Source organism: Nocardiopsis sp. iso_186 (assembly GCF_056173365.1).
Map to the genome: position 1 here is coordinate 1,968,801 of NZ_CM149670.1, position 21,016 is coordinate 1,989,816.

Genomic DNA, 21,016 nt, shown 5'->3' on the forward strand with positions numbered 1-21,016 from the left:
ACGACAGCCGCTATCGGACAAGTAATTCCTTTGAGTCGTTTCGGGAATTGGTTGTCCTGAGCCCGACGGTGCCTGTCTCGTTCAAATTCTGATCCGCCGGTGTCGTCCCGGTCGCCTTCGATGCGATCGAGCGGATTTGGTCGTGCGCCGGGTCGCAGCCGGATAGTTGCGTTGAATGCCAGCGTCTGTCCGTTTCCCGCCCGATGATGAATCCCGAATGTGCCGGCGATACGGCAATTGACAACAGGAAAGGCAATCATGCGTCAGATTCCCATCGAAGAGTTGGATATTGCGCCGGGGTACGCCGTGGAATGGAGCGTGGTATCCCCGACCAGGGGTGGAGCCGCCGAACCCACGCAAACGCCTCCGGTCGCCTCCTACATCCAGGAGCAGCATTTCGCCCTTGCGCAGTACCTGGAGGGAGAAGAGATCTCCTGCCCGTCGTACATCGGCGGATCATTCGAGATCCGGGGGCGACTCGACCGTGACGCGCTCGGAGCCGCTCTCCTCCACTTCGTGCGCCGTCACGAGGTGCTGCGCTGCGTGTTCCGGACAACCGACGACGGGCCGGCCATCGAGCTCCTGGCACCCGAGGAGATCAAGGTTGACCTCGTCGAGGTGGGGCAGCTCGCGTTGACCGCAGACGTCCGTTCGTACGTCCACCGGTTCCTCCAGGGCACCCACACGCTCCGCGGCCCTTGGTTCGTCATGGGGGCGATGATCAGGGACGAATCCACGACGGTGTACTTCGCCTGCGACCACCTCGTGACGGACGGGGTGTCAACCCCGGTCGTCGTGGAGGACATCAGCACCGCCTATGAGGCCTTCTCCCGCGGTGAGGAGGTCGTCCTCCCCGAGGTGGGCAGCTACCTCGACTTCGCCGTCCAGGAGCGCGACCGCGGCCGGTCGCTCACCCCCGACGACAGCCGACTGGACTACTGGAAGGGGTTCACGGCGCGCAACGGCGGGATGTTCCCGCGGTTTCCCCTCGACCTCGGGGTCGAGCCGGGCGTGATGTACCCCGTGATCAACGAGACGTACCCCCTGCTGGGAGGCCATGACGCCGACGCGATGGAGCTCCGCTGCCGAGAAGCGGGCAGCGAGCTGGCCGCGGGGGTCCTGGCCGCTGTCGCGGTCACCCTAAGGAAAGAAGGGGGACCGGAGGTCTACCGAGGTCTCATGCCGGTCAGCCGGCGCGGGCGGGGCAAATACGCCAACAGCATGGGCTGGTTCGTCAACACCCTTCCGGTCGAGTTCTCCGTTGCAGGGGAAAAGGACTTCGCGGAAACTATTGGTGCGGTGCGGACCGCGCTCGTCGCGATGCTGAAGAGTGCCAATGTGCCGTTCCCCAAAGTTTTCGACCTGATGCCGTCGCAACATGCAGGCCCTCAAGGGTGGCCCTTCCCCATCAATTTCTTCTCCTACCTTGATTTCGGCAAGACTCCGGGGGCGGGTAGTCAGGTCGCGCGAAAAGCCTGCGGACATATCTGGGGGTCGCACAGCAACGGCATCTTCTTCTGGTTCTATCGGAACGACACGGGGCTGTACCTGAACGCGGCCTTTCCAGACACGCCGCAGGCCCGCAGGACCGCGAAAGAGTTCCTGGGGACGCTCGGCACGACGATGGACAACATCATCGGGAACGGAACCTTCTGACCGGTTCCGTGCTCCGTGCCCACCTGCCGGCGACCACGCGCCCCGCAGCCTGCCACAGGCCGACGGCCTCCTCGATGCGGTCCCACAACCGCACCGGGCCGTGCTGACGCACGACCCACCCCCGTCCCCGTCGTCGTCGGCGAGCGCCCACGACCCTGACGCGATGTCACGCACCCCACGCCCAGCACCCAACACGAGCGGGGTCGCGCCCGGCGCCGCGAGCTGGACGACGAAACGCCCCGCCCAATCATCGGACACCCCCGGTCCCACCTCGGTGGGCCGCTCGGACGCATCGGAGGAGAACACCATCGGCGGCGCGGGCGGGGCCTGCATCGAGCGGGCCGTCATGAACGACCATCCGTCCGACGCCCGATAGTCACTGTTCCAAAGGGTTTTGTATACCGCCGGGGCGTTTGCACGTATGAAGGCACGTGCCCGGTCCGAAACATTGGTGATCAGCGTGCGTGGAATCGTGAGCCCGCACCGGGTCGCGGCTTCGAGCTGAGCGGGTTTGGCCTCAGTGTCCCGGTTGCGCCACGGGTGGTTGACGTAGAACGCTCCCGGTATCGACGCCAAGATCTCGCCCAGCCCCCACCGGATCTGGTTGACGGTCCACGCGGCATCCTGCTCTTCCACGCCGGCAGGAGCGGTGTAGGCGGACGCACGCCGCCAATACACAGCCCGGACTCTCTCCAGCGAAAGCTCGCGCGTGAGGGTGCTGAGGTAGCCGCCCATACCCCTTACAGAGAATTCGGTGCTCGTCTCCACCTGGTGGGGAAAGGTGCGGGGGTCCAACCGGACCAGCGGTACGTGCCGCTCGTTGAGTCGGGAGATCACCAGGTCGGCGGTAGGGTCATGCGCGCGTGCGCGGGGAGCAGAACACAGGTGCCTGTGTAGAGGTTGCCGAAACTGTGGATGAGGTGTTCGTGCGTGACACGCAGAACCGGGGCCTTGGGCATGTGGGGGTTTCGGTTGAGGCGTGGGGTGTGTTTCCCGCCGCAGTAAAGGCGGGGCGCGTGTAGCCGCATGGCAGGTGACGATAGCCCTCGGGGTTTTGAACCGCTCCCCGGAAGGTGGACTGAGAAATCAGTTCTGACTCCTGGGGAGCGGCTCGTTGCCGAGCAGCGTGCGGCTCCTAGACCGCCTTCAGGCCGTCGGGGTGGAACAGGCGCCCGTTGACCTTCTCCGAGATTCCGGAGCGGTCCAGGTAGGGCGTGATCCCACCCAGGTGGAAGGGCCAGCCCCCACCCGTGATCAGGCACAGGTCGATGTCGGCGGGCTCGGCCACCACGCCTTCGTCCAGCATCAGCCTGATCTCCCGGGTCAGCGCCACCAGGACGCGTTCGAGGATCTCGGCCTCGCCGGAGGGGCGGTCACCACCGGTGAGCAGCGCACGCACCTCCGGGTCGATGGTGAAGTCCGGGGCGAAGATGTTCTTCTTGCCCGTGGCCACCAGTTCCTCGAACTGGGCCGAGACCGCGAACCGGTCGGGGAAGGCGGCCTGCAGGGTCTGGGCCACGTGCAGGCCCACCGCCGGCCCGACCAGCTGGAGCAGCAGCAGCGGCGACATCGGCAGTCCGAGCGGTGCCACCGCGCGGTCGGCGACCTCGGGCTCGGTGCCCTCCTCGATCGCCGCCATGACCTCGCCCATGAAGACCGTCAGCAGTCGGTTGACCACGAACGCGGGAGCGTCCTTGACCAGCACCGCCGACTTCTTCAGGCCCTTTGCGGTCACGAACGCCGTGGCCAGTGTGGCCTCGTCGGTGGCGTCGCCGCGGATGACCTCCAGCAGCGGCATCACCGCCACGGGATTGAAGAAGTGGAAGCCGACCAGGCGCTCGGGGTGCTTGAGGTCTGCGCCCATCTCCGACAGCGACAGCGAGGAGGTGTTGGTCGCCAGAACGGCCTCGGCCGACACGTGCTCCTCGACCTTGGCGAAGACGGTCTTCTTGACCGCCATCTCCTCGAAGACCGCCTCGATCACGAAGTCCGCGTCGGAGAACGCCTCGTAGGACAGCGAACCGGTGACCAGGCTCTTGAGCCGGTTGGCCTTGTCCGTGGAGACCCGGCCCTTGGCCAGGAGCGTGTTGACCTCGCCGTGCACGTAGCCCACGCCCCGGTCCAGACGTTCCTGGTCCAGGTCGGTCATGACCACGGGCACCCCGAGTCGGCGCGCGAACAGCAGCGCGAACTGACCGGCCATCAGACCGGCGCCCACCACGCCGACCTTGGTGACCTTGCGTGCCAGCGACTTGTCCGGCGCACCGGCGGGGCGGCGGGCCCTCTTCTGGACGAGGTCGAAGGCGTACAGGCCGGCCGTGAGCTCGTCACTCATGATCAGGTCGGCCAGGGCCTCGTCCTCGGCGGCGAAGCCCTCGTCACGGGTGCGGTCCTTGGCCTTGGCCACCAGGTCCAGCGCGCGCACCGGAGCGGGGGCCGCACCGTGCAGCTTGCCCTCCACGACCCAGCCGGTGTTGGCCACCGCCTGGTCCCAGGCCTCGCCCTTGTCCACGCCGGCGCGCTCGACGGTGACGTCGCCGTTGACCACGCGTGCCGCCCAGCGCAGAGATTCCTCGACGAAGTCGGCGGGCTCGAACATCGCGTCGGCGATGCCCATGTCGAACGCCTTCGGGCCCTTGATCGTCCGGTTCTGGGCGAGCGGGTTGTCGATGATCAGTTTGAGGGCCTGCTCGGCGCCGATCAGGTTGGGAAGCAGGTAGGTGCCGCCCCAGCCGGGAACCAAGCCGAGGAAGGTCTCGGGCAGCGCGATCGCCGGTACGCCCGAGGAGACGGTGCGGTAGCGGCAGTGCAGTGCGACCTCCAGGCCGCCGCCCATGGCCGCGCCGTTGACGAACGCGAAGGTCGGCACCGAGATCTCGCCGAGTTTGCGGAAGACGTCGTGGCCGAGCCTGCCGATGGCGTGGGCCTGTTCGCGGGTCCGGATCCTGGGCACGCCGTTGAGGTCGGCGCCCACCGCGAAGATGAACGGCTTTCCGGTCAGGGCCACCGCGACGACGTCGGTGCGCGCCGCGGCGGCGTCGATCGCCGCACCCAGGCTCAGGAGACCGCCGGGGCCGAACGTGTTGGGCTTGGTGTGGTCGTGCCCGTTGTCCAGGGTGATCAGTACGGCAGTGCCGGCACCGTAGGGGAGTTCGACGTCGCGGGAGAGCGCGCGTGTGACGACCTCGTCGCCGAACAGGTCCTGTGCTTCCTCGAGGGGACCGCTCACTTGGTGTCCTTCCCGTCCCAGTTGGTGTTCTCCCACAGCACGGTGCCGCCCATACCCAGCCCCACGCACATCGTGGTCAGGCCGTAGCGGACGTCGGTACGCTCGCCGAAGAGGCGCGAGAGCTGCGTCATCAGCCGTACGCCGGAGGAGGCCAGCGGGTGGCCCAGGGCGATCGCGCCCCCCCACGGGTTGACGCGGGAGTCGTCGTCGGCGATACCGAAGTGCTCCAGGAACGCCAGCACCTGGACCGCGAACGCCTCGTTGATCTCGATCAGGCCGATGTCGTCGATGCCCAGGCCGTTGCGTTCCAGCAGCCGCTCGGTCGCCGGGACGGGGCCGACCCCCATGACCTCGGGCTCGACGCCGGCGAAGGAGAAGTCCACCAGGCGCATGCGTCCGCTCAGGCCCAGTTCCGCGGCGACGTCCTCGGCGGCCAGGATCGCCCCGGTCGCGCCGTCGTTGAGCCCCGCGGCGTTGCCCGGTGTCACGTTGCCGTGTGAGCGGAACGGGGTCTTGAGCGAGGCCAGACCCTCCATGGTCGTCCCCGGGCGCGGCGGCTCGTCCGCGGTGGCCAGGCCGTACCCCTGTTCGGCCGAACGGACCAGCATCTCCACCAGGTCGCGCTGGATCTTGCCGTCGGCGTAAGCCTTGGCGACCTTCTCCTGGCTGCGCACCGCGTAGGCGTCGGCGCGCTCCTTGGTGATGCCGGGGAAGCGGTCGTGGAGGTTTTCGGCGGTGTTGCCCATGACCAGGGCGGATACGTCCACCAGTTTCTCGGAGAGGAACCGGGGGTTGGGGTCAACGCCTTCGCCCATGGGGTGGCGGCCCATGTGCTCGACGCCGCCGGCGATGACGACGTCATAGGCACCGAAGGAGATCCCGGCGCCGCTGGTGGTCACCGCGGTCATCGCGCCGGCGCACATCCGGTCGATGGCGTAGCCGGGGACGCTGCGCGGCAATCCGGCCAGGAGGGCGGCACTGCGGCCGATGGTGAGGCCCTGGTCGCCGATCTGGGTGGTGGCGGCAATGGCGACCTCGTTGACGCGCTCCGGGGGCAGCCCCGGATTGCGGCGCAGCAGTTCCCGGATGACCCGGACGATCAGGTCGTCGGCACGGGTCTCGGCGTAGAGGCCCTTGCCGGCCTTGCCGAACGGAGTGCGCACCCCGTTCACAAAAACGACATCGCGGGCAGTTCGCGGCACGATTGCCCCTCTCTTCTCAAGCGGGTGGGTGGACGTGATGTCCATATGCTACTCGCCGGTAACTAGTGGCGCGAGCATTGGGGGTGGGGGTTTTGAAGCCGTCGCTGGAATGTCAGGCGAGATGGTGAAGATGGGGGGAATGGTTCGCTTCTGTCGAGCATCCGTCAATCAAAATTGACGATCCATGATTGCCTGTGTCAACTTTTGTTGACCGCTTTTCCGGGTCGGACATCCCCATCGAGACGAGGAGCCCATGCCACCCACGGACCACGAGAGACCCGGCCCCGACCTCCAAGAGGCCCCGAAAGCCTCGATGCGCCGGTTGTGGGACTATGCCCGACCGCACTGGCGGATCCTCGTCGTCGGCGCAACACTGACCTTCCTCGGCGGACTCACCGAGCTCGCCCAGCCGCTGGTGGCCAAGACGGTCATCGACGCTCTGGGTGCAGGGACCTCGCTCACCCGCCCCTTGCTCGTCCTCGGCGGGCTCATCCTGGTCGGCGCCGCCCTCGGGGCCATCGGGGCGTTCGTCCTCGAACGCGTCGCCCAGAGCGTCGTCCTGGACGCGCGCCGCGGACTGGCCGTGCGGCTTCTGCGGCTGCGGGTCGCCGAAGTGGACCGCCTCAAACCCGGTGACCTGATCTCGCGTGTCACCAGTGACAGCACCCTGCTGCGCTCGGTCGCCACCGGAAGCGTCGTCAACGCCTTCACCAGTGGGCTCCTCCTGCTCGGCGGCGTCGGGCTCATGGCCGTCATGGACCTCACCCTCTTCGGCGTCACCTTCGGGGTACTCGTCCTGGTCGGCCTCGTCATGGCGTTCGTGCTGCCCAGGATCAACAAGGCCACCATCGCCGGCCAGGTCGCGGTGGGAGAGATGGGAGCACTGCTCGAACGGCTCTTCGGTGCCTTCCGCACCGTCAAGGCCAGCGGCGCCGAACACGCCGAAGGGGCAAAGGTCGAAGCCGCTGCCCAGCGCGCCTGGGAGAAAGGGGTGACGGTCGCCGGCTGGACCGCCTTCTCCGGAACGCTGTCCATGCTCTCCGTCAACATCGCCTTTCTGACCGTCCTGGGGATCGGCGGCGCGCGGGTAGCGGCCGGGGACCTGGAGATCTCCGCGTTGATCGCCTTCCTGCTGCTGCTGTTCTACCTGATGGGCCCGATCACGTCGCTGATCAGCGCCGCCACGCAGATCCAGAGCGGCCTTGCCGCCATCCACCGCATCGACGAGGTCGGTCGTCTCGACATGGAGCCGGAGAGCACCGGTGTCCCCGCGCCGACCGCCGGGGCCCGGCCCGCCACCGTCTCCTTCGTCAACGTCGCCTTCCGGTACGCCCCCGACCTGCCGATGATCCACCACGGCGTCACCTTCGACAGCGCCGCCGGGTTGACCGCCCTGGTCGGTCCCTCCGGGGCGGGCAAGACCACGGTCTTCTCCCTGCTGGAGCGCTTCTACGATCCGGTGGCCGGAACCGTGCTCCTGGACGGCAAGGACGTCGGGGAGTGGCCGCTGGCCGACCTGCGTGCCGCGATCGGCTACGTCGAACAGGACGCCCCGGTCCTAAACGGAACCCTGCGCGAGAACCTGGTGCTGGCCGCCCCCGCTGCGGACGATGCCGAGGTGGAGCGGGTGGTGCGCCTGGCCCGCCTCTCCGAGCTGGTCCAGCGCCTCCCGGAAGGGCTCGACAGCAGGATCGGGCACCGCGGGACAACGCTGTCGGGGGGAGAACGCCAGCGCGTTGCCATCGCACGGGCGCTGCTGCGCCGCCCGCGCCTGCTGCTCATGGACGAGGCCACCTCGCAGTTGGACGCGGGCAACGAGGAGGCGCTGCGCCAGGTGATGCTGGAGGCGGCGCGCGAGACCAGTGTCATGGTGGTGGCCCACCGACTGTTGACGGTGACCCGCGCCGACCGGATCGTCGTACTGGAAGCCGGAGCGGTGCGGGCCACCGGCACGCACGAGGAGCTGATCGCCGCTGACGCCCTCTACCGCGACCTCGCGACCTCGCAGCTCCTGGCCACGTCGGACTCCTGAGGAGGCCCCTCCCTTTCCGGGCCCCCGCGCAGGTCGGTGCGGGGGCCCGTATCCAGGCAGGCCGCCGCCAGGGGACGATCCGCCCGCCGGTAGGCGTCGGCGAGGTTGCGCCGTACGGTCAGGGTCTCGGGATGGTGCGGGCCCTGGACGTGGATGGCGAAGGTCAGCGCGACCTCGTAGTGCCTGATCGCTTCGGAGAGCCGCCCGGCCAGGACGTAGTCGAAAGCCAGGTTGTTACGGCTGGTCAGTGTCTCGGGGTGGGCCTGCCCCAGAAGTTCCTCGTGATGCCCCAGGAGCAGTTCGTCCCGGGAGATCTCCTTGGCCAGGGCTGCTCCGCTGGGGGGCGGGGGCCGTCGTTCGAACAGCCACCAGGTCACCCCGGGGATGATCACGGCCACCGCCAGGGCCAGTGCGACCCCCAGGAACGGACGCCCCGATTCCCAGAGGACCCACCCCAGGGCCAGCCCGATGGCGATCTGTCCACTTCTCGTCAACAACAGTGCGAGTTTCACGGCACTCCGTTCCGCGTCACCTGTCCGACTGACGCGTAACGTTCCACAAAACTCGAAGAAATAACGTGATCGCCGTTTTCCGGGGGTTCCGGACCGCTTTGTTGACGACCGTGCTGCTCGATCCGCGGTGGACGCGGCGAAACCGTCGGGGGGAGCAGGGGCGGCTCCCCCCGACGTCGCTAGAACAGTGCGGCGGCCTCGCGGTGCAGGCCCGCCGTGCGGTAGACCCCTGCGAGGTCGCGGCGTACCCGCATGGTGAGCAGCCGGACCTCGTGGTCGCCGGCCGCAGCGAGGCAGTCGCGGTAGGTCTGGCGCAAGGTGCGCAGCGCCTCCGGCTCGCGGCCCGCCGCCACGTAGGCCCGCCCCAGTTGGTGGTGCACGCTCAGCGTCAAGTGGTGCCGGGCACCCAGGCGTCGGCGGCGCTGGGCCAGCACCATCCGGAACTGTCCACAGGTCTCTTCCAGCCGCCCGATCGCCTTCAGCGCCAACGCCAAACCGATCCGCATACCCTCCAGTTCGTCGGAGGCCACCCCGCGGGAATCGCCGATGGCGAGCTCGAAGTGGGCGATGGCCGCGTCGTAGAGACCGCTCTTGCGGTAGGCCGAAGCCAGACTCGCCCGGGCCGACACCGTCTCGGCGGCGTGCGGCCCCATGCGCTCGTTGCGCTGTTGGACCAGGCTCTCCCACTGTCCTGCCGCCTCGCTCGGACGTGCGGCGTCCTCATAGCACAGGGCCAGGTTCTCCCGGATGACCTCTGTTTCGGGGTGCTCCTCGCCCAGCGTTGCCAGAGCGTCCTCCACCGCCTGCTCGAACTGGGCGATGGCGGCCGTACGGCGACCGATCTCGGCGTACTTGCTGGCCAGGTTGTTGCGGGCGGCGATGGTACGTGGATGGTGCGTGCCCAGGGTCTGCACAGCCGAATCCAGGGCCAGCTCCAGGCGAGCTGCTCGTTCCGCAGGGGTCACCCCGGTGCTGTCGCCGAAGGTCGTCGGCTCCGGCGCGGAGAAACCGATCGTTCGAAGCACGGATTGCCAGGCGGCCGTCAGAGCATCCACCGTGCGCCGGCTCAGCGCCAGGCGGACGTCGCCGTTTCGCGTCAAGGTCAACACGATTCCATAACATAAACGACCCAAAGCGGCATGAGGTACCGAGTGGGTGGGAGTGGCCAGAGTGAGACGCATCACCTTCTCTGAAGAAAAGGTTTAGCCGCGCTCGCGTCAAGTGTCGGTTTTTTGCGGCGGCTATGCAAGAGGGAAAAGACCGCTTCGCGAAGTGATCTACGGTACGCGCAGCCCAGCGCGCCGGTCGAACCCCCATGCCGTTTCAGCTGGGGGTTCGACCGTTACCACGGAGTCTAGGAGGCGGCCTCGCGCAGTGCTGACGCCAGCCCCTCGCTGGTCAGCTCGATCTGCCATTCCCGGGCGTTGTGCTCGCGCAGACGCGTTTTGACGGTCTCGGCGTTCACCGGGCGCGGAGGGGCCCAGGCCAGGCGTCGGACCGCGTCCGGCTGAAGCAGGTTCTCCGTCGGCATCCGCACCCGTTCGGCGATACCGCTTACCGCCGAGCGCGCTGCCTCCAGCCGGCGGGCAGCCGCGGGATCGCGATCGGCCCACCGGTTTGTGGGCGGCGGGCCGTCCCCGGGGGCGCTGGGCTGCGGAAGCTCCACGGTGCGCATGTCGCGGGCCCGGTTGATCGCCTTCACCCACACCGGCACATAGCGCCGGGCGAGCCGGATACTGAACGCCTTGATCTCCACCAGCTCCGCCGAGGTCCGTGGCATCGCCAGCGCGGCCTCCACCATGGCCGCATCCTGGAGGACCCGGCCGGGGGAGATGTCGCGTTCCTGGGCGATTCGGTCGCGCTCCAGCCACAGCTCCCGGACGATTCCCAGAGCCCGCTGGTTGCGTACCTTGTGGATGCCCGACGTGCGCCGCCATGGATCGGGACGGGGTTCCTTGGGCGGTGCCGCCAGTGACGCCGCGAACTCCTCGCGCGCCCATTCGAGCTTGCCGGCCTCGGCGAGCTCGGCCTCCATCGCGTTGCGCAACTCGACCAGGATCTCCACGTCCAGTGCCGCGTATCGCAGCCAGTCCTCGGGAAGCGGCCGGATCGACCAGTCCACGGCGGAGTGCTCCTTGGCCAGCCGCAGTCCCAGGACGCGCTCCACCATCGCTCCCAGACCGACCCGCTGGTAGCCCAGCAGCCGACCGGCGAGCTCGGTGTCGAACAGGACGTCCGGGCGCAGGTTCACCTCGGTCAGGCACGGCAGGTCCTGGTGCGCGGCGTGCAGGACCATCTCCGCACCGGAGAGAGCCTCGCTCAGCGGTGCGAGGTCGGGGCAGGCGATGGGGTCGATCAGTGCGGACCCCGACCCCATACGGCGCAGCTGGACCAGGTAGGCGCGCTGGCCGTAGCGGTAACCCGAGGCGCGTTCGGCGTCCACCGCGACCGGCCCGGTCCCTTTGGCGAATGCCGCGACCACGCCGGCCAGACCTTCGGCGTCGGAGACGACAGGCGGCAGCCCCTCGCTGGGTTCGCTCAGCAAGGGAGCCTCTTCGGCCTCCTGCCCGTTCGAGGCACTGGGGTCAGGGTCGCCTGTCTTTGAGTTCAGCACGTTCGCCACATAACTAAGGTATGTGGTTTCGCTCCCACCCTGGTGCCCGGCACCGGGGCTAAAGACGGCAAAGAACGCCTCGATCTACTGGTGGGCGGTATTTCAGGACTCCTGGCGGCTTCGTCGAGAGATGTCGGCGACATCCACCGGCGGCAGGCCGGCAGCCGTGGACAGCAGATCCAGCCACGCGGCCATGTGCCCGGAGAGGTCGTCCTCCTCGGTGGGCGTCCACGAGGCGCGCATCTCCAGTTCGGTCGTCGTCGGCTGGTCGGCCTTGCGGCCGAACCCCTCGGTGGTCGCCCGGGTCACGGTGCCGCTCAGCGTGTGGTGCCCGGCGGACTTCGTGCGCAGGGCATCGGTCAACCAGGTCCACGCGACCTGCCCCAGCAAGGGATCGGCCGACATGTCCGGCTCCAGCTCCGCGCTCACATAGGCCACGACCCTGAACGGGCCGGGCCAGTCGCGCACACCCTCGGGGTCGTACAGGACGATCAGCCGCCCAAAGGCCGCGTCCTCCTCACCACCGGCGTGCACGCTCGCCGACATCGCCACCGAGTGCGCTGCCAGTCGTTGCGGTGCGGGAATGTTCTCCAGCGCGATTTCGTGCCGCACCACCTGTGCGCGCAGGCTCGCGACCGCCCGCTTGAAGACAGGTGGAGCGTCATCGGCCCTACTGCGAGGGGGCATGGTGGAAGCGTCAGCCTTAATCTTGTGAAAGTCAGCCACGTGGTGCCGCTGGACGCCGATTCTCCGCGAATGCGTTTTTCACCGGGTCCCGGAAGGGCACGCTTAAGACGGTGGCACGAGTCACGCCCTTGCCAGTGGAGCTTTTCCGGCGTGTCGGCGTTTTGTGATGATCTTGGGATGTGCGGCGCCCCACCGCCGGGTACCCGCCGAAGCCCCGACCGCGCCCCAACGGTCCCGCGCACATGGCACGATCGAGGGGTGACGCTCCAAGACTCTCCTTTCCTCCGCGCCTGCAAGCGGCTGCCCGTCTCCCACACCCCGGTGTGGTTCATGCGCCAGGCCGGGCGTTCGCTGCCCGAGTACCGCAAGCTCCGCGAAGGCGTGGCGATGCTCGACGCGTGCGCTCGACCCGACATGATCGTCGAGATCACCATGCAGCCCGTCCGCCGCTACGGCGTGGACGCAGCCATCTTCTTCAGCGACATCGTCGTTCCGCTCAAGGCCATCGGTATCGACCTCGACATCAAGCCGGGCGTCGGGCCGGTCGTCGCCGAGCCCATCCGCGACCTCGCCGCGGTCAACCGCCTCCGCGCACTCGAACCCGACGACGTCCCTTACGTGACCGCCGCGGTCGGCGCGCTCACCGGCGAGCTGGGCGACCGTCCCCTGATCGGCTTCGCCGGAGGCCCCTTCACCCTGGCCTCCTACCTGATCGAGGGTGGCCCCTCCAAGAACCACGAGCACACCAAGGCCCTCATGTACGGGGAGCCCGACGTGTGGGCCGAGCTGATGCAGCGCCTGTCGGCCATCGCGCTGGACTTCCTGCGGGTCCAGATCGCTGCGGGCGCCAGCGCCGTCCAGTTGTTCGACTCCTGGGTGGGTGCGCTCAGCGCCGAGGACTACCGCGCCAGTGTGCTGCCCTACACCTCCTGGATCTTCGAGCAGCTGGGCGAGCTGGACGTACCCCGGATCCACTTCGGTGTGGGAACAGGGGAACTGCTCAGCCTGCTCAGCGAGGCGGGCCCCGACGTGGTGGGCGTGGACTGGCGGGTTCCCCTGGACAAGGCCGTGCAGCGGGTCCAGCCGGGCACCGCTCTTCAGGGCAACCTCGACCCCGCCACTCTCTTCGCGCCCTGGAGCGTCGTCGCAGAGCGCACCGACGCCGTCCTGTCCAGCGCGAAGGCAGCCGACGGCCACGTCTTCAATCTGGGCCACGGTGTCCTCCCGACCACCGACCCGGCAGTTCTGGAGCGGCTTGTGGACTACGTGCACGAGAAGACCGCGCGCTGACCCGGGACGCCAGCCCGCCGCGCCCGAACCCGTCGAAGGGCCTGCCGCGCAGGGCAGGCCGCCCCGTGGCGCCGATGGCCGCTGCGAGCCCCCGTCACGACGCGCGGGGCTCGCAGCGGACCGGCTAGGACTTCTCCGTGTCCGTGCCGTCGGGGCTTTCGGCGGACGCATGGCCCTGCGACGATCCGGGCTCCGCGGCCGGCTGCGGGGCCGCACCGCTCGGCGGCGCGTTTCCGGGGGCCGGGCGAGTTCGGCGAAGGCCACCGCGGGTGCGACGGAGCACCCACAGGGCCGGAACCGCGAACAGCGCGATCACGACGAGGAACGGGAGCAGCAGGCCCACTGTCACCGACAGGAAGTCCACCGTGGACAGCAGCCCCCGCCACCCGACGGACAGCCCGCCCACGAAACCGGGCGAGTCGCGGTCGGCCTCGGGGGCAGCCGAGGACGGCAGGCTGAGATTCAGCTGCACGGTGCTGAAGGACGTGAGATCGGCCAGCGACTCCTGACGTGCCAGCAGCGACTCGAGATCGGCCTGGCGTGTGCTGACCTGCGCCTCGATCTTCAGAACCTCCTCGACGGTCTCCGCGTCGTCCAGGAGTGCCAGCAGTCGCTCCAGGGACGCTTCGGCAGAGGCGACCCGGCTGTTGACATCGGCGACCTCCTCGGTGACGTCCTGGGCCTGGCGGTCCAGGTCGAGTTGGCGGCCCAGGCCGGCCAGCTCCTCCAGTCCTTCCTCGTAGCGGTCCACCGGCACCTTGAAGGTGAACTCCGCGGTGGGCGCGGCCGCATCGGGGCTGCTCGCGTACTCGGCGGCGATATAGCCCCCGGTCGAGCGCACCCACTTCTTGGCCTCGGCCCCCGCCGCGTCGAGATCGTCCACCCGCACACTCAGCGATGCGGAATGGATCACAGCGCGTTCGGAGACGTTCACGTCGGCTCCGGCGGCCGTACCCGCCCCGGAGCCGTCCGCGTCGGTGCGGGCGGCCTCGGGCGCCGCCTCGTGGGGGGCGGCCGCGCCGCCCATGTCAGCAGCCCCCGAGCTGCTCTGCTCGCCGGCGCCGCCGCACCCGGCCAGGAGAAGGGCGAACACAATGGGGACGAAGGGGAGGACCAGCCGGCGTCGCTGCGCACGCCTGCGCACAATGGCGTTCATACCGGTTTCGACTCCACCCGCACCAGAGGCGTTTCTCCCGAGGCGTAACGTATCGGTCACGTTGTCCGCCCCAGAACCGGCGGGGGCGAACGCGGACCGGCGCCGATATCTGCAAAGCTGGGCTGCATGGAGACGAAACCGCACGTTGTTGTGGTCGGCGGCGGGGTGTCCGGGCTGGCTGCGGCGCATCGGCTCAGCGTGGACGGCCACGCGGTCACGGTGTTGGAGGGCTCTCCCCGGTTGGGCGGCAAGATCGACGTCTCGCCCGTTGCCGGGGTGCCGGTGGACGCGGGGGCTGAGTCGGTCCTGGCCCGTCGCCCGGAGGGGATCGCCCTCATCGGCACCCTCGGCCTCGACGGCCGCCTCGCCTACCCGGGGACCCTGACGGCCGGCCTGTACAGCCGGGGCGCGCTGCGCGATTTCCCCGCCAACCACATGATGGGAGTGCCCGGCGACCTGTTGTCCCTGGTCCGCAGCGGCGTGCTTTCACCGGCGGGCGCCCTGCGCGCCGCCCGGGACCTGGTGTGGCCGGCCACGCTGGTCCGCGACGACGTCCCGGTGGCCGCCTACATCGGTATCCGCATGGGCCACGAGGTCGTGGAGCGGTTGGTCGAGCCGCTCTTGGGCGGCGTCTACGCGGGACGCGCCGACCGGCTGTCGCTTGATTCCACCCTGCCCCAGATCGCCCCTTTGGCCCGCAAAGAGCGTTCGCTGATGACCGCGGTCCGCACCGCCAAGCAACGCGCGGCCGACGCCGCGCCCGAGGGGAAGCCCACGCCGGTCTTCGCCACGCTGCGCGGCGGCCTGGGCACCCTGATCGATGCCCTGGCCGCGCGCCCCGGTGTGCGGGTGGAGACCTCGGCGACGGTGCGCGAGCTCAAGCGCACCGAGCAGGGCTGGCGACTCACCGTGGGGTGCGCGACCCAGCCCCGCACCCTCGACGCCGACGCAGTGGTGCTGGCCTGCCCCGCACCGGCCGCCGCGCGGCTGCTGAGCGCAGAGGTCCCCCTCGCCGCCACCGAGCTCGCAGCCATCGACTACGCCAGCATGGCCGTGATCACACTGGCCTACCGGGCCTCGGCGTTCCCCTCCGGTCCGGTCGGAAGCGGATTCCTGGTCCCTGCCGTGGAAGGGCGTGCCGTCAAGGCCGCAACCTTCAGCAGCCTCAAATGGCCGTGGCTGGCCGACGCACTCGATGCCGCCCATCCCGACACCCCGATGGTGATGCTGCGCTGCTCCATCGGCAGGGTGGGGGAGGAGGCGCTGCTCCAGCGCTCGGACGAGGAACTGGCCGCGCTCGCCATGGCCGACCTCGCCGATATCTGCGGCATCCGCGAGCTTCCCGTTGACCGCAGGGTCACCCGCTGGGGCGGCGGACTCCCGCAATACGCTGTCGGGCACGCCGATCGGATCGCGCGGGTCCGCTCGGCGCTGGCCGAACACGAGGGCCTTGCCGTCTGCGGAGCGGCCTACGACGGAGTGGGCGTCCCCGCCTGTATCGGCAGCGCCGATGACGCGGCGACCTTGATCAGCCGATCGACACAACAGATCATCCGACGAAGGAGTCACACGTGAGCACCGGGCAGCACAACCACACCGTCACCCCCGAGGCGGAGGAGCTCAACCGTCTCATCCGCTACACCATGTGGTCGGTGTTCAAGGTTGACAGCCTCGGCGACCTCGACCGCGCCGCCGTCGGCGACGAACTGGCCCATTTCCTCAAGGACGCCGAGGAGCAGGGCGTGACCACCCGGGGCGGTTACGACGTCCAGGGGTTCCGCGCCGACGCCGACATCATGTTCTGGTGGATCGCGGACACCCCCGACCAGCTCCAGGACGTCTACTCGGCCTTTCGTCGTACCGCGGTCGGCCGCAACTCCGAGCCGGTGTGGTCGGTTATGGCACTGCACCGCCCCGCCGAGTTCAACCGCGGTCACGTCCCGGCGTTCCTGGCGGGGGAGGACCCGCACGACTACATCTGCGTCTACCCTTTCGTGCGTTCCTACGAGTGGTACCTGCTGCCCGACGACGAGCGCCGCGCCATGCTCGCCGAGCACGGACGCATGGCCGCGCCCTACCCCGACGTGCGCGCCAACACGGTCTCGACCTTCGCGCTCAGCGACTACGAGTGGATGCTGGCCTTCGAGGCCGCTGAACTGCACCGCATCGTGGACCTGATGCGCACCCTGCGTGCGGCCGAGGCCCGTCGCCACACCCGTATCGAGGTCCCCTTCTACACGGGCAAGCGAAAGACCCCGGCGGAACTGGTCGCGGCCCTGCCCTAACCGGAGCCCGCGCGAAGCGGAGCCTCAAGCGGCCAGCACGACCAACAGCGGCGCGGCGACCAGGCTTCCCCATCGGATGGCCGCCTCGGGAGCGCCTCCCACGGTGATCCTGTGAGCCGGGCCGAGCATCCGCCACCGCTGGCCGCGCATCCGCACGGGCCACAGCAGGGGTGCGCCCGCCTTGGTGAGGGCGTCGCCCAGGGAGTGCGTGATCATCCCGACGGCGACCGTGAGCCCCATCAGGGAAGGGGACACCCCTGCATCGATGAGCAGCCATGTCGCTGCTCCGGCCAGCAGGCTCACCGCCCCCCAGTTCGCCCGACGCGCCCTGACGCACCCCCACAGACCGCGCACGGCCAGGCTGAGCAGGAACCACAACAGCACGGTCAGCAGCGGCAGCCACTGGCCCGCACCGGCCACGAGAAGGCCCGCCACCACCGCCGCGAGCACGGTGTGGGTGAGGTGCCGGTGTGCGCCGTCACGGTCGTGTCCGCCGCGATCGTAGTGCGTACGGGTGGCCCGCCACACGGCCGTGCTCGCGGCCCGGGCAACCGCCGAAGCCGCTTCGGACACCGGGCCCTGGGAGCGGGTCGCGGTGGCGTCGGGGTGGTCCAGGTCGGGCAGGAGCGCGGCTCCGGCGCAGACCAGGATTGCGGCGATGATGTCGGGCAGCGACAAGGACACACCGGCAGCGGCCATCGTCATGGTGACCGCTGTGCCGGCCGCCAGCCCGGTCGCGGCATGGGAAGGACCCATCATGGGGGGCTCCGCTCACTTGGGGGTCGGTGAGGTCCGCCCCCGACCGACCGGGTGTGCGGTAGAGGTCGGCGAGCACACGAAATCCCGCCGGAGCCGGCCTCGGAGTGGATTTTCCCGGGACGGGTTCCACTCGTGCAACCCTGCTGTGTCGCAGCAGCGGCGCCTTGCCGCGCGGTGATCGTGCAACAGGACCGTGGCCAGCGGCGACGACAACGGCGCTGCCGTCACGGCCTGATCCGGCCAGTACACGTCGGGGTCCGGGAAGCCCGTGGCGCATCGGCCTGCCCACGCCTCGCCCCGCCCGAACGGTCCGGTTGTCCTTACCCGGAGTTCACAGCGATCGCAGTACCATTCGCGCAGTCGCTTGAGACCGCTGCCGGGCGTCGTGACACGACGCCTTCCGGTAAATCCCGTCGTGCTGCGGCCAAGACGAGCCGCTGCGTTCCCGGGTTGTTACGAGCCAGGGACACGCCGGCTCCGTATTCCCGCACTCTTTGCCAGAGGTTCGGTCTCGCGATCTTCCTTTTTCCGGCCGCACAGAGACAATGAGGAACATGGCACCGCTGGAATGGTCCCTCTCCCTTGCCGCAGGCACCGTCGATCCGGCGATCGACCCCTCCCACCAATACGAGGGGTTCATCGGCTGGGTCCTCAGCCTGATGACCACCCTGGGCGAACCCGGGGTGGGCCTCGCCCTGGTGATCGAGACCTTCTTCCCCCCGATGCCCAGTGAAGCGGTGCTCCCCGGAGCGGGTTTCCTGGCCTACGCCGGTCACATGAACGTCTGGCTGGCCATCCTGTGGGCCACCATCGGCTGTCTCGTCGGCTCCTGGGCCTTCTACGGCATCGGTGCGCTCCTGGGCCGTGAGCGCACCATGTGGCTGGTTCAGAAGACCCCTTTGCTGGAGATCGAGGACTTCTACAAGGCCGAGCGTTTCTTCGCCCGATTCGGTGGCCTGGCGGTGCTGTTGGGACGCTGCGTGCCCCTCGTACGCAGCTTCATCTCCGTTCCTGCCGGTATCGAGCGCATGCCACTGGTGAAGTTCTCCGCCTACACCGTTATCGGCAGCGCAGTGTGGAACAGCCTCTGGATCGGCCTGGGCTACGTGTTCGGACCGGCCATCGAGCCGATCCTGGTGCAGTGGAGCGGCGTGATCAGCAACGTCGTACTCGCCATCATCGCGGTGCTCATGCTGTGGTTCGTCGTCGTGCGTCTGCGCAAGATCCTCAAGGCCCGCAAGGCCGGTTCGAGTGCTGCCGCCGTCGCGCCCACGGCGGAGACCGCCCCGACCGCTCCGTTTCCGCAGGAGCCCCCGATGAACCAGCCCCACCCGCCGCGGCGCGACTAGGGCACGCACGACGCGTCCGCGACCCGATGACGAAGGGCCGCTCCCCGACGGGGGAGCGGCCCTTGCGCACGCACAGCCAGAACGTCTACACCTCGACGCGACGGGCGTCCTCGTCCCGGCGGCGGGCATTGCGACGAACCGTCACCAGGTAGACCGGGGCGAGAAGCGTCAGCGTCAGCATCAGCCCGGAGCCCGAGTAGAGCAACAGTTCGCCGCCGGGGGCGTTCATGGCCCAGGCGGCGAGGCAGGCCACCCCCGCCATGATCGCGCCGAGAACGGCGTAGGCGACCCGTCCGCGCGGCTTGGGGTAGCGCACCTGGCTGATCATCAGCCAGGCCACGAGCAGGATTGCCGCAACCCCCAGGTACAGCGGTGGGTGCAGCACCACGATCACGATGACCGCCATCGCGCCGAAGGGACTGGGCAGGCCGGTGAAGTAGCGCTCACCCGGAGCCTGGCACGAGAAACGGGCCAGCCGGACCACAACCGCCAGCAGTACGGCCGCGGCAGCGACAATCGGCAGCACCGAGGCGGCGGCGTCGGTCCGGTCGCTGAGCGCCCCCCACGTGACCACGAAGAACGCAGGGGCGAACCCGAAGCTGATCACATCGGCCAGGTTGTCCAGTTCCGCGCCCATCGCACTGCCGCCCAGCTTGCGGGCGACCCGACCGTCGAAAAGGTCGCAGGCAGCAGCGATGAGGAGCAGGATGACCGAGACGGCCACGGCGTTGCGCTGAAGCGGACCTTCCGCGCCGGCCGAGATGTGTGCCATCTGCGCCGCCGCCAGTTGCCACACCGCCATGAAGCCGCACAGGGCGTTGCCGAGGGTGAAGTAGTCGGCCACCGCCAAGCGCATCCTGGGCGTCGCCTCGACCGCCACGGAGGCGGGGAGGATCTGCTCAGGAGTCGCGGTCAAGACGGGTTTCTCCGGCGCGGACCTTTTGCCCGATTTCCACGGCAGGAGCAATACCCGCGGGGAGGTAGACGTTGACGCGCGACCCGAACCGGATGAGCCCGATCCTTTCGCCCTGTTCGACCTTCTGCCCGACCGCGTGATACGGGACGATGCGGCGGACCATCGCCCCCGCGATCTGAATGACCGTGACTTCGCCCATTTCGGTGTCGAAGGTCCAGATGACGCGTTCATTACGTTCGCTGTCCTTGTCAAAAGCCGGTCGGAAGCCCCCGGGGCGGTGTTCGATACTGGTCACCACGCCGGCGAGGGGAGCCCGGTTCACGTGGACGTTCAGTGGATTCATGAACACCGCGACCCTGGTCCTGCCGTCGGGCTGGGGGTCGATGCTCTGCACGACGCCGTCGGCGGCGGAGATGAACCGTCCGCTTGCGGGGCCGCGATCGGGGTCGCGGAAGAACCACGCCATCCCGGCGGCCAGCCCAACCACGGGGACGGCCACGGCCGTTCGAACGGCCGAGCCGCGGCTTGCGAGTACGGCGACACCGGCTGCTGCGACAGCCGGCACGAGCCAGGGCGCTGAGCCCCGGGCCATTCTCACAAGTGGTCGGGAGGAGGGGGCTGCGTGATGGTCGTGGGTCATTGCGAGCTTTCGTTGAGGATGCCGGGAAGAGGCGTCAAGGACCTTCGGGAAGAAGAAGAGGTCGCGGGCGCGCCCGCACACCCGATGCAGAAGAGGATGCTATTGCACTGCGTCGTCCGGCTCCAGGGTCAAGGATACGGAGTTGATGCAGTAGCGGTCGTCGGTCGGGGTCGGGTAGCCCTCTCCGTGGAAGACGTGCCCCAGGTGGGAATCGCATCGGGAGCAGCGGACCTCGGTACGTATCATGCCAAGGGTTTGGTCCTGATGCAGAGTTACCGCTGAGCTCTCCGCGGGATCATAGAAGCTCGGCCACCCACAGTGCGACTCGAACTTTTCGCTTGAGCGGAACAATTCCGCGCCGCACGCCCGGCAGCGGTAGACGCCGGTGGTCGCGGTCAACACGTATTCCCCGCTCCACGGCCGTTCGGTGGCACCCTGGCGCAGCACCGCGAAGGCCTGTGGATCGAGTCGTTCGCGCCACTCCTCCTCGGTCCGTTCTACCTGTGCTTGTGATTCGTCCATGTCATTGACGCTACCTGGTTTCCGTTTCCCTGCGCAGGAACACCCTCTGCGATATATCGGGCACTCGGGGTAAAGCAGTCATGGGAGTTTCCTGTCTCTTTCTTCGCTCTTGGGGAGTTCGTCCCCGAAACCATGGGGTAGGGCCTCAGGGGCAGAGCGAGAGCGGG

General features: G+C 68.7%; 18 protein-coding genes and 1 pseudogene. 7 read left to right on the plus strand and 12 right to left on the minus strand.

The window, feature by feature from the left end:
- The first annotated feature begins 258 nt into the window (after positions 1-258).
- Positions 259-1,656, plus strand: coding sequence for a condensation domain-containing protein (locus AC0VYP_RS08815; protein ID WP_475473430.1), 1,398 nt, complete (start codon positions 259-261; stop codon positions 1,654-1,656).
- 594 nt (positions 1,657-2,250) lie between these two features.
- On the opposite strand, the pseudogene AC0VYP_RS08820 reads toward AC0VYP_RS08815, so the two are convergent.
- Positions 2,251-2,493, minus strand: a pseudogene (locus AC0VYP_RS08820) (ATP-grasp ribosomal peptide maturase); the annotation flags it as partial.
- Between the two features lie 89 nt (positions 2,494-2,582).
- Here AC0VYP_RS08820 and AC0VYP_RS08825 point away from each other — a divergent pair.
- Positions 2,583-2,678, plus strand: coding sequence for a hypothetical protein (locus AC0VYP_RS08825; RefSeq protein ID WP_475474202.1), 96 nt, complete (start codon positions 2,583-2,585; stop codon positions 2,676-2,678).
- 113 nt (positions 2,679-2,791) lie between these two features.
- On the opposite strand, the gene AC0VYP_RS08830 is transcribed toward AC0VYP_RS08825, so the two are convergent.
- Both AC0VYP_RS08830 and AC0VYP_RS08835 read right to left on the minus strand, forming a co-directional pair.
- Positions 2,792-4,885 (minus strand): 3-hydroxyacyl-CoA dehydrogenase NAD-binding domain-containing protein, encoded by a 2,094-nt coding sequence (locus AC0VYP_RS08830; RefSeq protein ID WP_475473431.1) that lies wholly within the window; start codon positions 4,883-4,885, stop codon positions 2,792-2,794.
- Positions 4,882-6,087: a thiolase family protein gene (locus tag AC0VYP_RS08835; RefSeq protein ID WP_475473432.1), complete on the minus strand. Its 1,206-nt coding sequence runs from the start codon at positions 6,085-6,087 to the stop codon at positions 4,882-4,884. Before AC0VYP_RS08835 ends, AC0VYP_RS08830 begins: the two co-directional genes overlap by 4 nt.
- Positions 6,088-6,340: 253 nt before the next feature.
- Between AC0VYP_RS08835 and AC0VYP_RS08840 the strand changes: the two genes are divergently transcribed.
- Positions 6,341-8,119, plus strand: coding sequence for an ABC transporter ATP-binding protein (locus AC0VYP_RS08840; RefSeq protein ID WP_475473434.1), 1,779 nt, complete (start codon positions 6,341-6,343; stop codon positions 8,117-8,119).
- Here the strand turns inward: AC0VYP_RS08840 and AC0VYP_RS08845 are convergent.
- The 4 genes from AC0VYP_RS08845 to AC0VYP_RS08860 form a co-directional block, all read right to left on the minus strand.
- Positions 8,071-8,631: a tetratricopeptide repeat protein gene (locus AC0VYP_RS08845; RefSeq protein ID WP_285760434.1), complete on the minus strand. Its 561-nt coding sequence runs from the start codon at positions 8,629-8,631 to the stop codon at positions 8,071-8,073. The two genes, AC0VYP_RS08840 and AC0VYP_RS08845, sit on opposite strands and share 49 nt — an antisense overlap.
- 179 nt (positions 8,632-8,810) lie before the next feature.
- Positions 8,811-9,737 carry a tetratricopeptide repeat protein gene (locus AC0VYP_RS08850; protein WP_475473436.1) on the minus strand — a complete coding sequence of 309 codons (927 nt, stop codon included), beginning with the start codon at positions 9,735-9,737 and terminating at the stop codon, positions 8,811-8,813.
- Between the two features lie 248 nt (positions 9,738-9,985).
- Positions 9,986-11,254, minus strand: a complete 1,269-nt coding sequence (locus AC0VYP_RS08855) for a ribonuclease D (RefSeq protein ID WP_285760432.1) — start codon at positions 11,252-11,254, stop codon at positions 9,986-9,988.
- A gap of 93 nt (positions 11,255-11,347) precedes the next feature.
- Positions 11,348-11,932, minus strand: coding sequence for a DUF3000 domain-containing protein (locus AC0VYP_RS08860; RefSeq protein ID WP_285760431.1), 585 nt, complete (start codon positions 11,930-11,932; stop codon positions 11,348-11,350).
- A 321-nt stretch (positions 11,933-12,253) separates the two neighbouring features.
- Between AC0VYP_RS08860 and hemE the strand changes: the two genes are divergently transcribed.
- Positions 12,254-13,222, plus strand: coding sequence for a uroporphyrinogen decarboxylase (hemE, locus tag AC0VYP_RS08865; protein ID WP_285760595.1), 969 nt, complete (start codon positions 12,254-12,256; stop codon positions 13,220-13,222).
- A 124-nt stretch (positions 13,223-13,346) separates the two neighbouring features.
- Here hemE and AC0VYP_RS08870 read toward each other — a convergent pair whose 3' ends face one another.
- A complete protein-coding gene (locus AC0VYP_RS08870) occupies positions 13,347-14,378 on the minus strand; it encodes a DUF4349 domain-containing protein (RefSeq protein WP_475473437.1) in 1,032 nt (343 codons plus the stop codon).
- A 126-nt stretch (positions 14,379-14,504) separates the two neighbouring features.
- On the opposite strand from AC0VYP_RS08870, the gene hemG reads away from it, so the two are divergent.
- Positions 14,505-15,953 carry a protoporphyrinogen oxidase gene (gene hemG, locus AC0VYP_RS08875; RefSeq protein WP_285760428.1) on the plus strand — a complete coding sequence of 483 codons (1,449 nt, stop codon included), beginning with the start codon at positions 14,505-14,507 and terminating at the stop codon, positions 15,951-15,953.
- 68 nt (positions 15,954-16,021) lie between these two features.
- Positions 16,022-16,663 (plus strand): hydrogen peroxide-dependent heme synthase, encoded by a 642-nt coding sequence (gene hemQ, locus AC0VYP_RS08880; protein WP_285760594.1) that lies wholly within the window; start codon positions 16,022-16,024, stop codon positions 16,661-16,663.
- A 24-nt stretch (positions 16,664-16,687) separates the two neighbouring features.
- Here hemQ and AC0VYP_RS08885 read toward each other — a convergent pair whose 3' ends face one another.
- A complete protein-coding gene (locus AC0VYP_RS08885; RefSeq protein ID WP_285760427.1) occupies positions 16,688-17,422 on the minus strand; it encodes a metal-dependent hydrolase in 735 nt (244 codons plus the stop codon).
- A 554-nt stretch (positions 17,423-17,976) separates the two neighbouring features.
- Between AC0VYP_RS08885 and AC0VYP_RS08890 the strand changes: the two genes are divergently transcribed.
- Positions 17,977-18,771 (plus strand): DedA family protein, encoded by a 795-nt coding sequence (locus AC0VYP_RS08890; protein WP_285760426.1) that lies wholly within the window; start codon positions 17,977-17,979, stop codon positions 18,769-18,771.
- 85 nt (positions 18,772-18,856) lie between these two features.
- Here the strand turns inward: AC0VYP_RS08890 and AC0VYP_RS08895 are convergent, their stop codons facing one another.
- From AC0VYP_RS08895 to msrB, 3 genes are all read right to left on the minus strand, one after another.
- Positions 18,857-19,687, minus strand: coding sequence for a CDP-alcohol phosphatidyltransferase family protein (locus AC0VYP_RS08895; RefSeq protein ID WP_432707492.1), 831 nt, complete (start codon positions 19,685-19,687; stop codon positions 18,857-18,859).
- Positions 19,671-20,327 carry a phosphatidylserine decarboxylase gene (locus AC0VYP_RS08900; RefSeq protein WP_475473438.1) on the minus strand — a complete coding sequence of 219 codons (657 nt, stop codon included), beginning with the start codon at positions 20,325-20,327 and terminating at the stop codon, positions 19,671-19,673. Before AC0VYP_RS08900 ends, AC0VYP_RS08895 begins: the two co-directional genes overlap by 17 nt.
- 99 nt (positions 20,328-20,426) lie before the next feature.
- A complete protein-coding gene (gene msrB, locus AC0VYP_RS08905) occupies positions 20,427-20,849 on the minus strand; it encodes a peptide-methionine (R)-S-oxide reductase MsrB (protein WP_475473439.1) in 423 nt (140 codons plus the stop codon).
- Positions 20,850-21,016 lie beyond the last annotated feature (167 nt).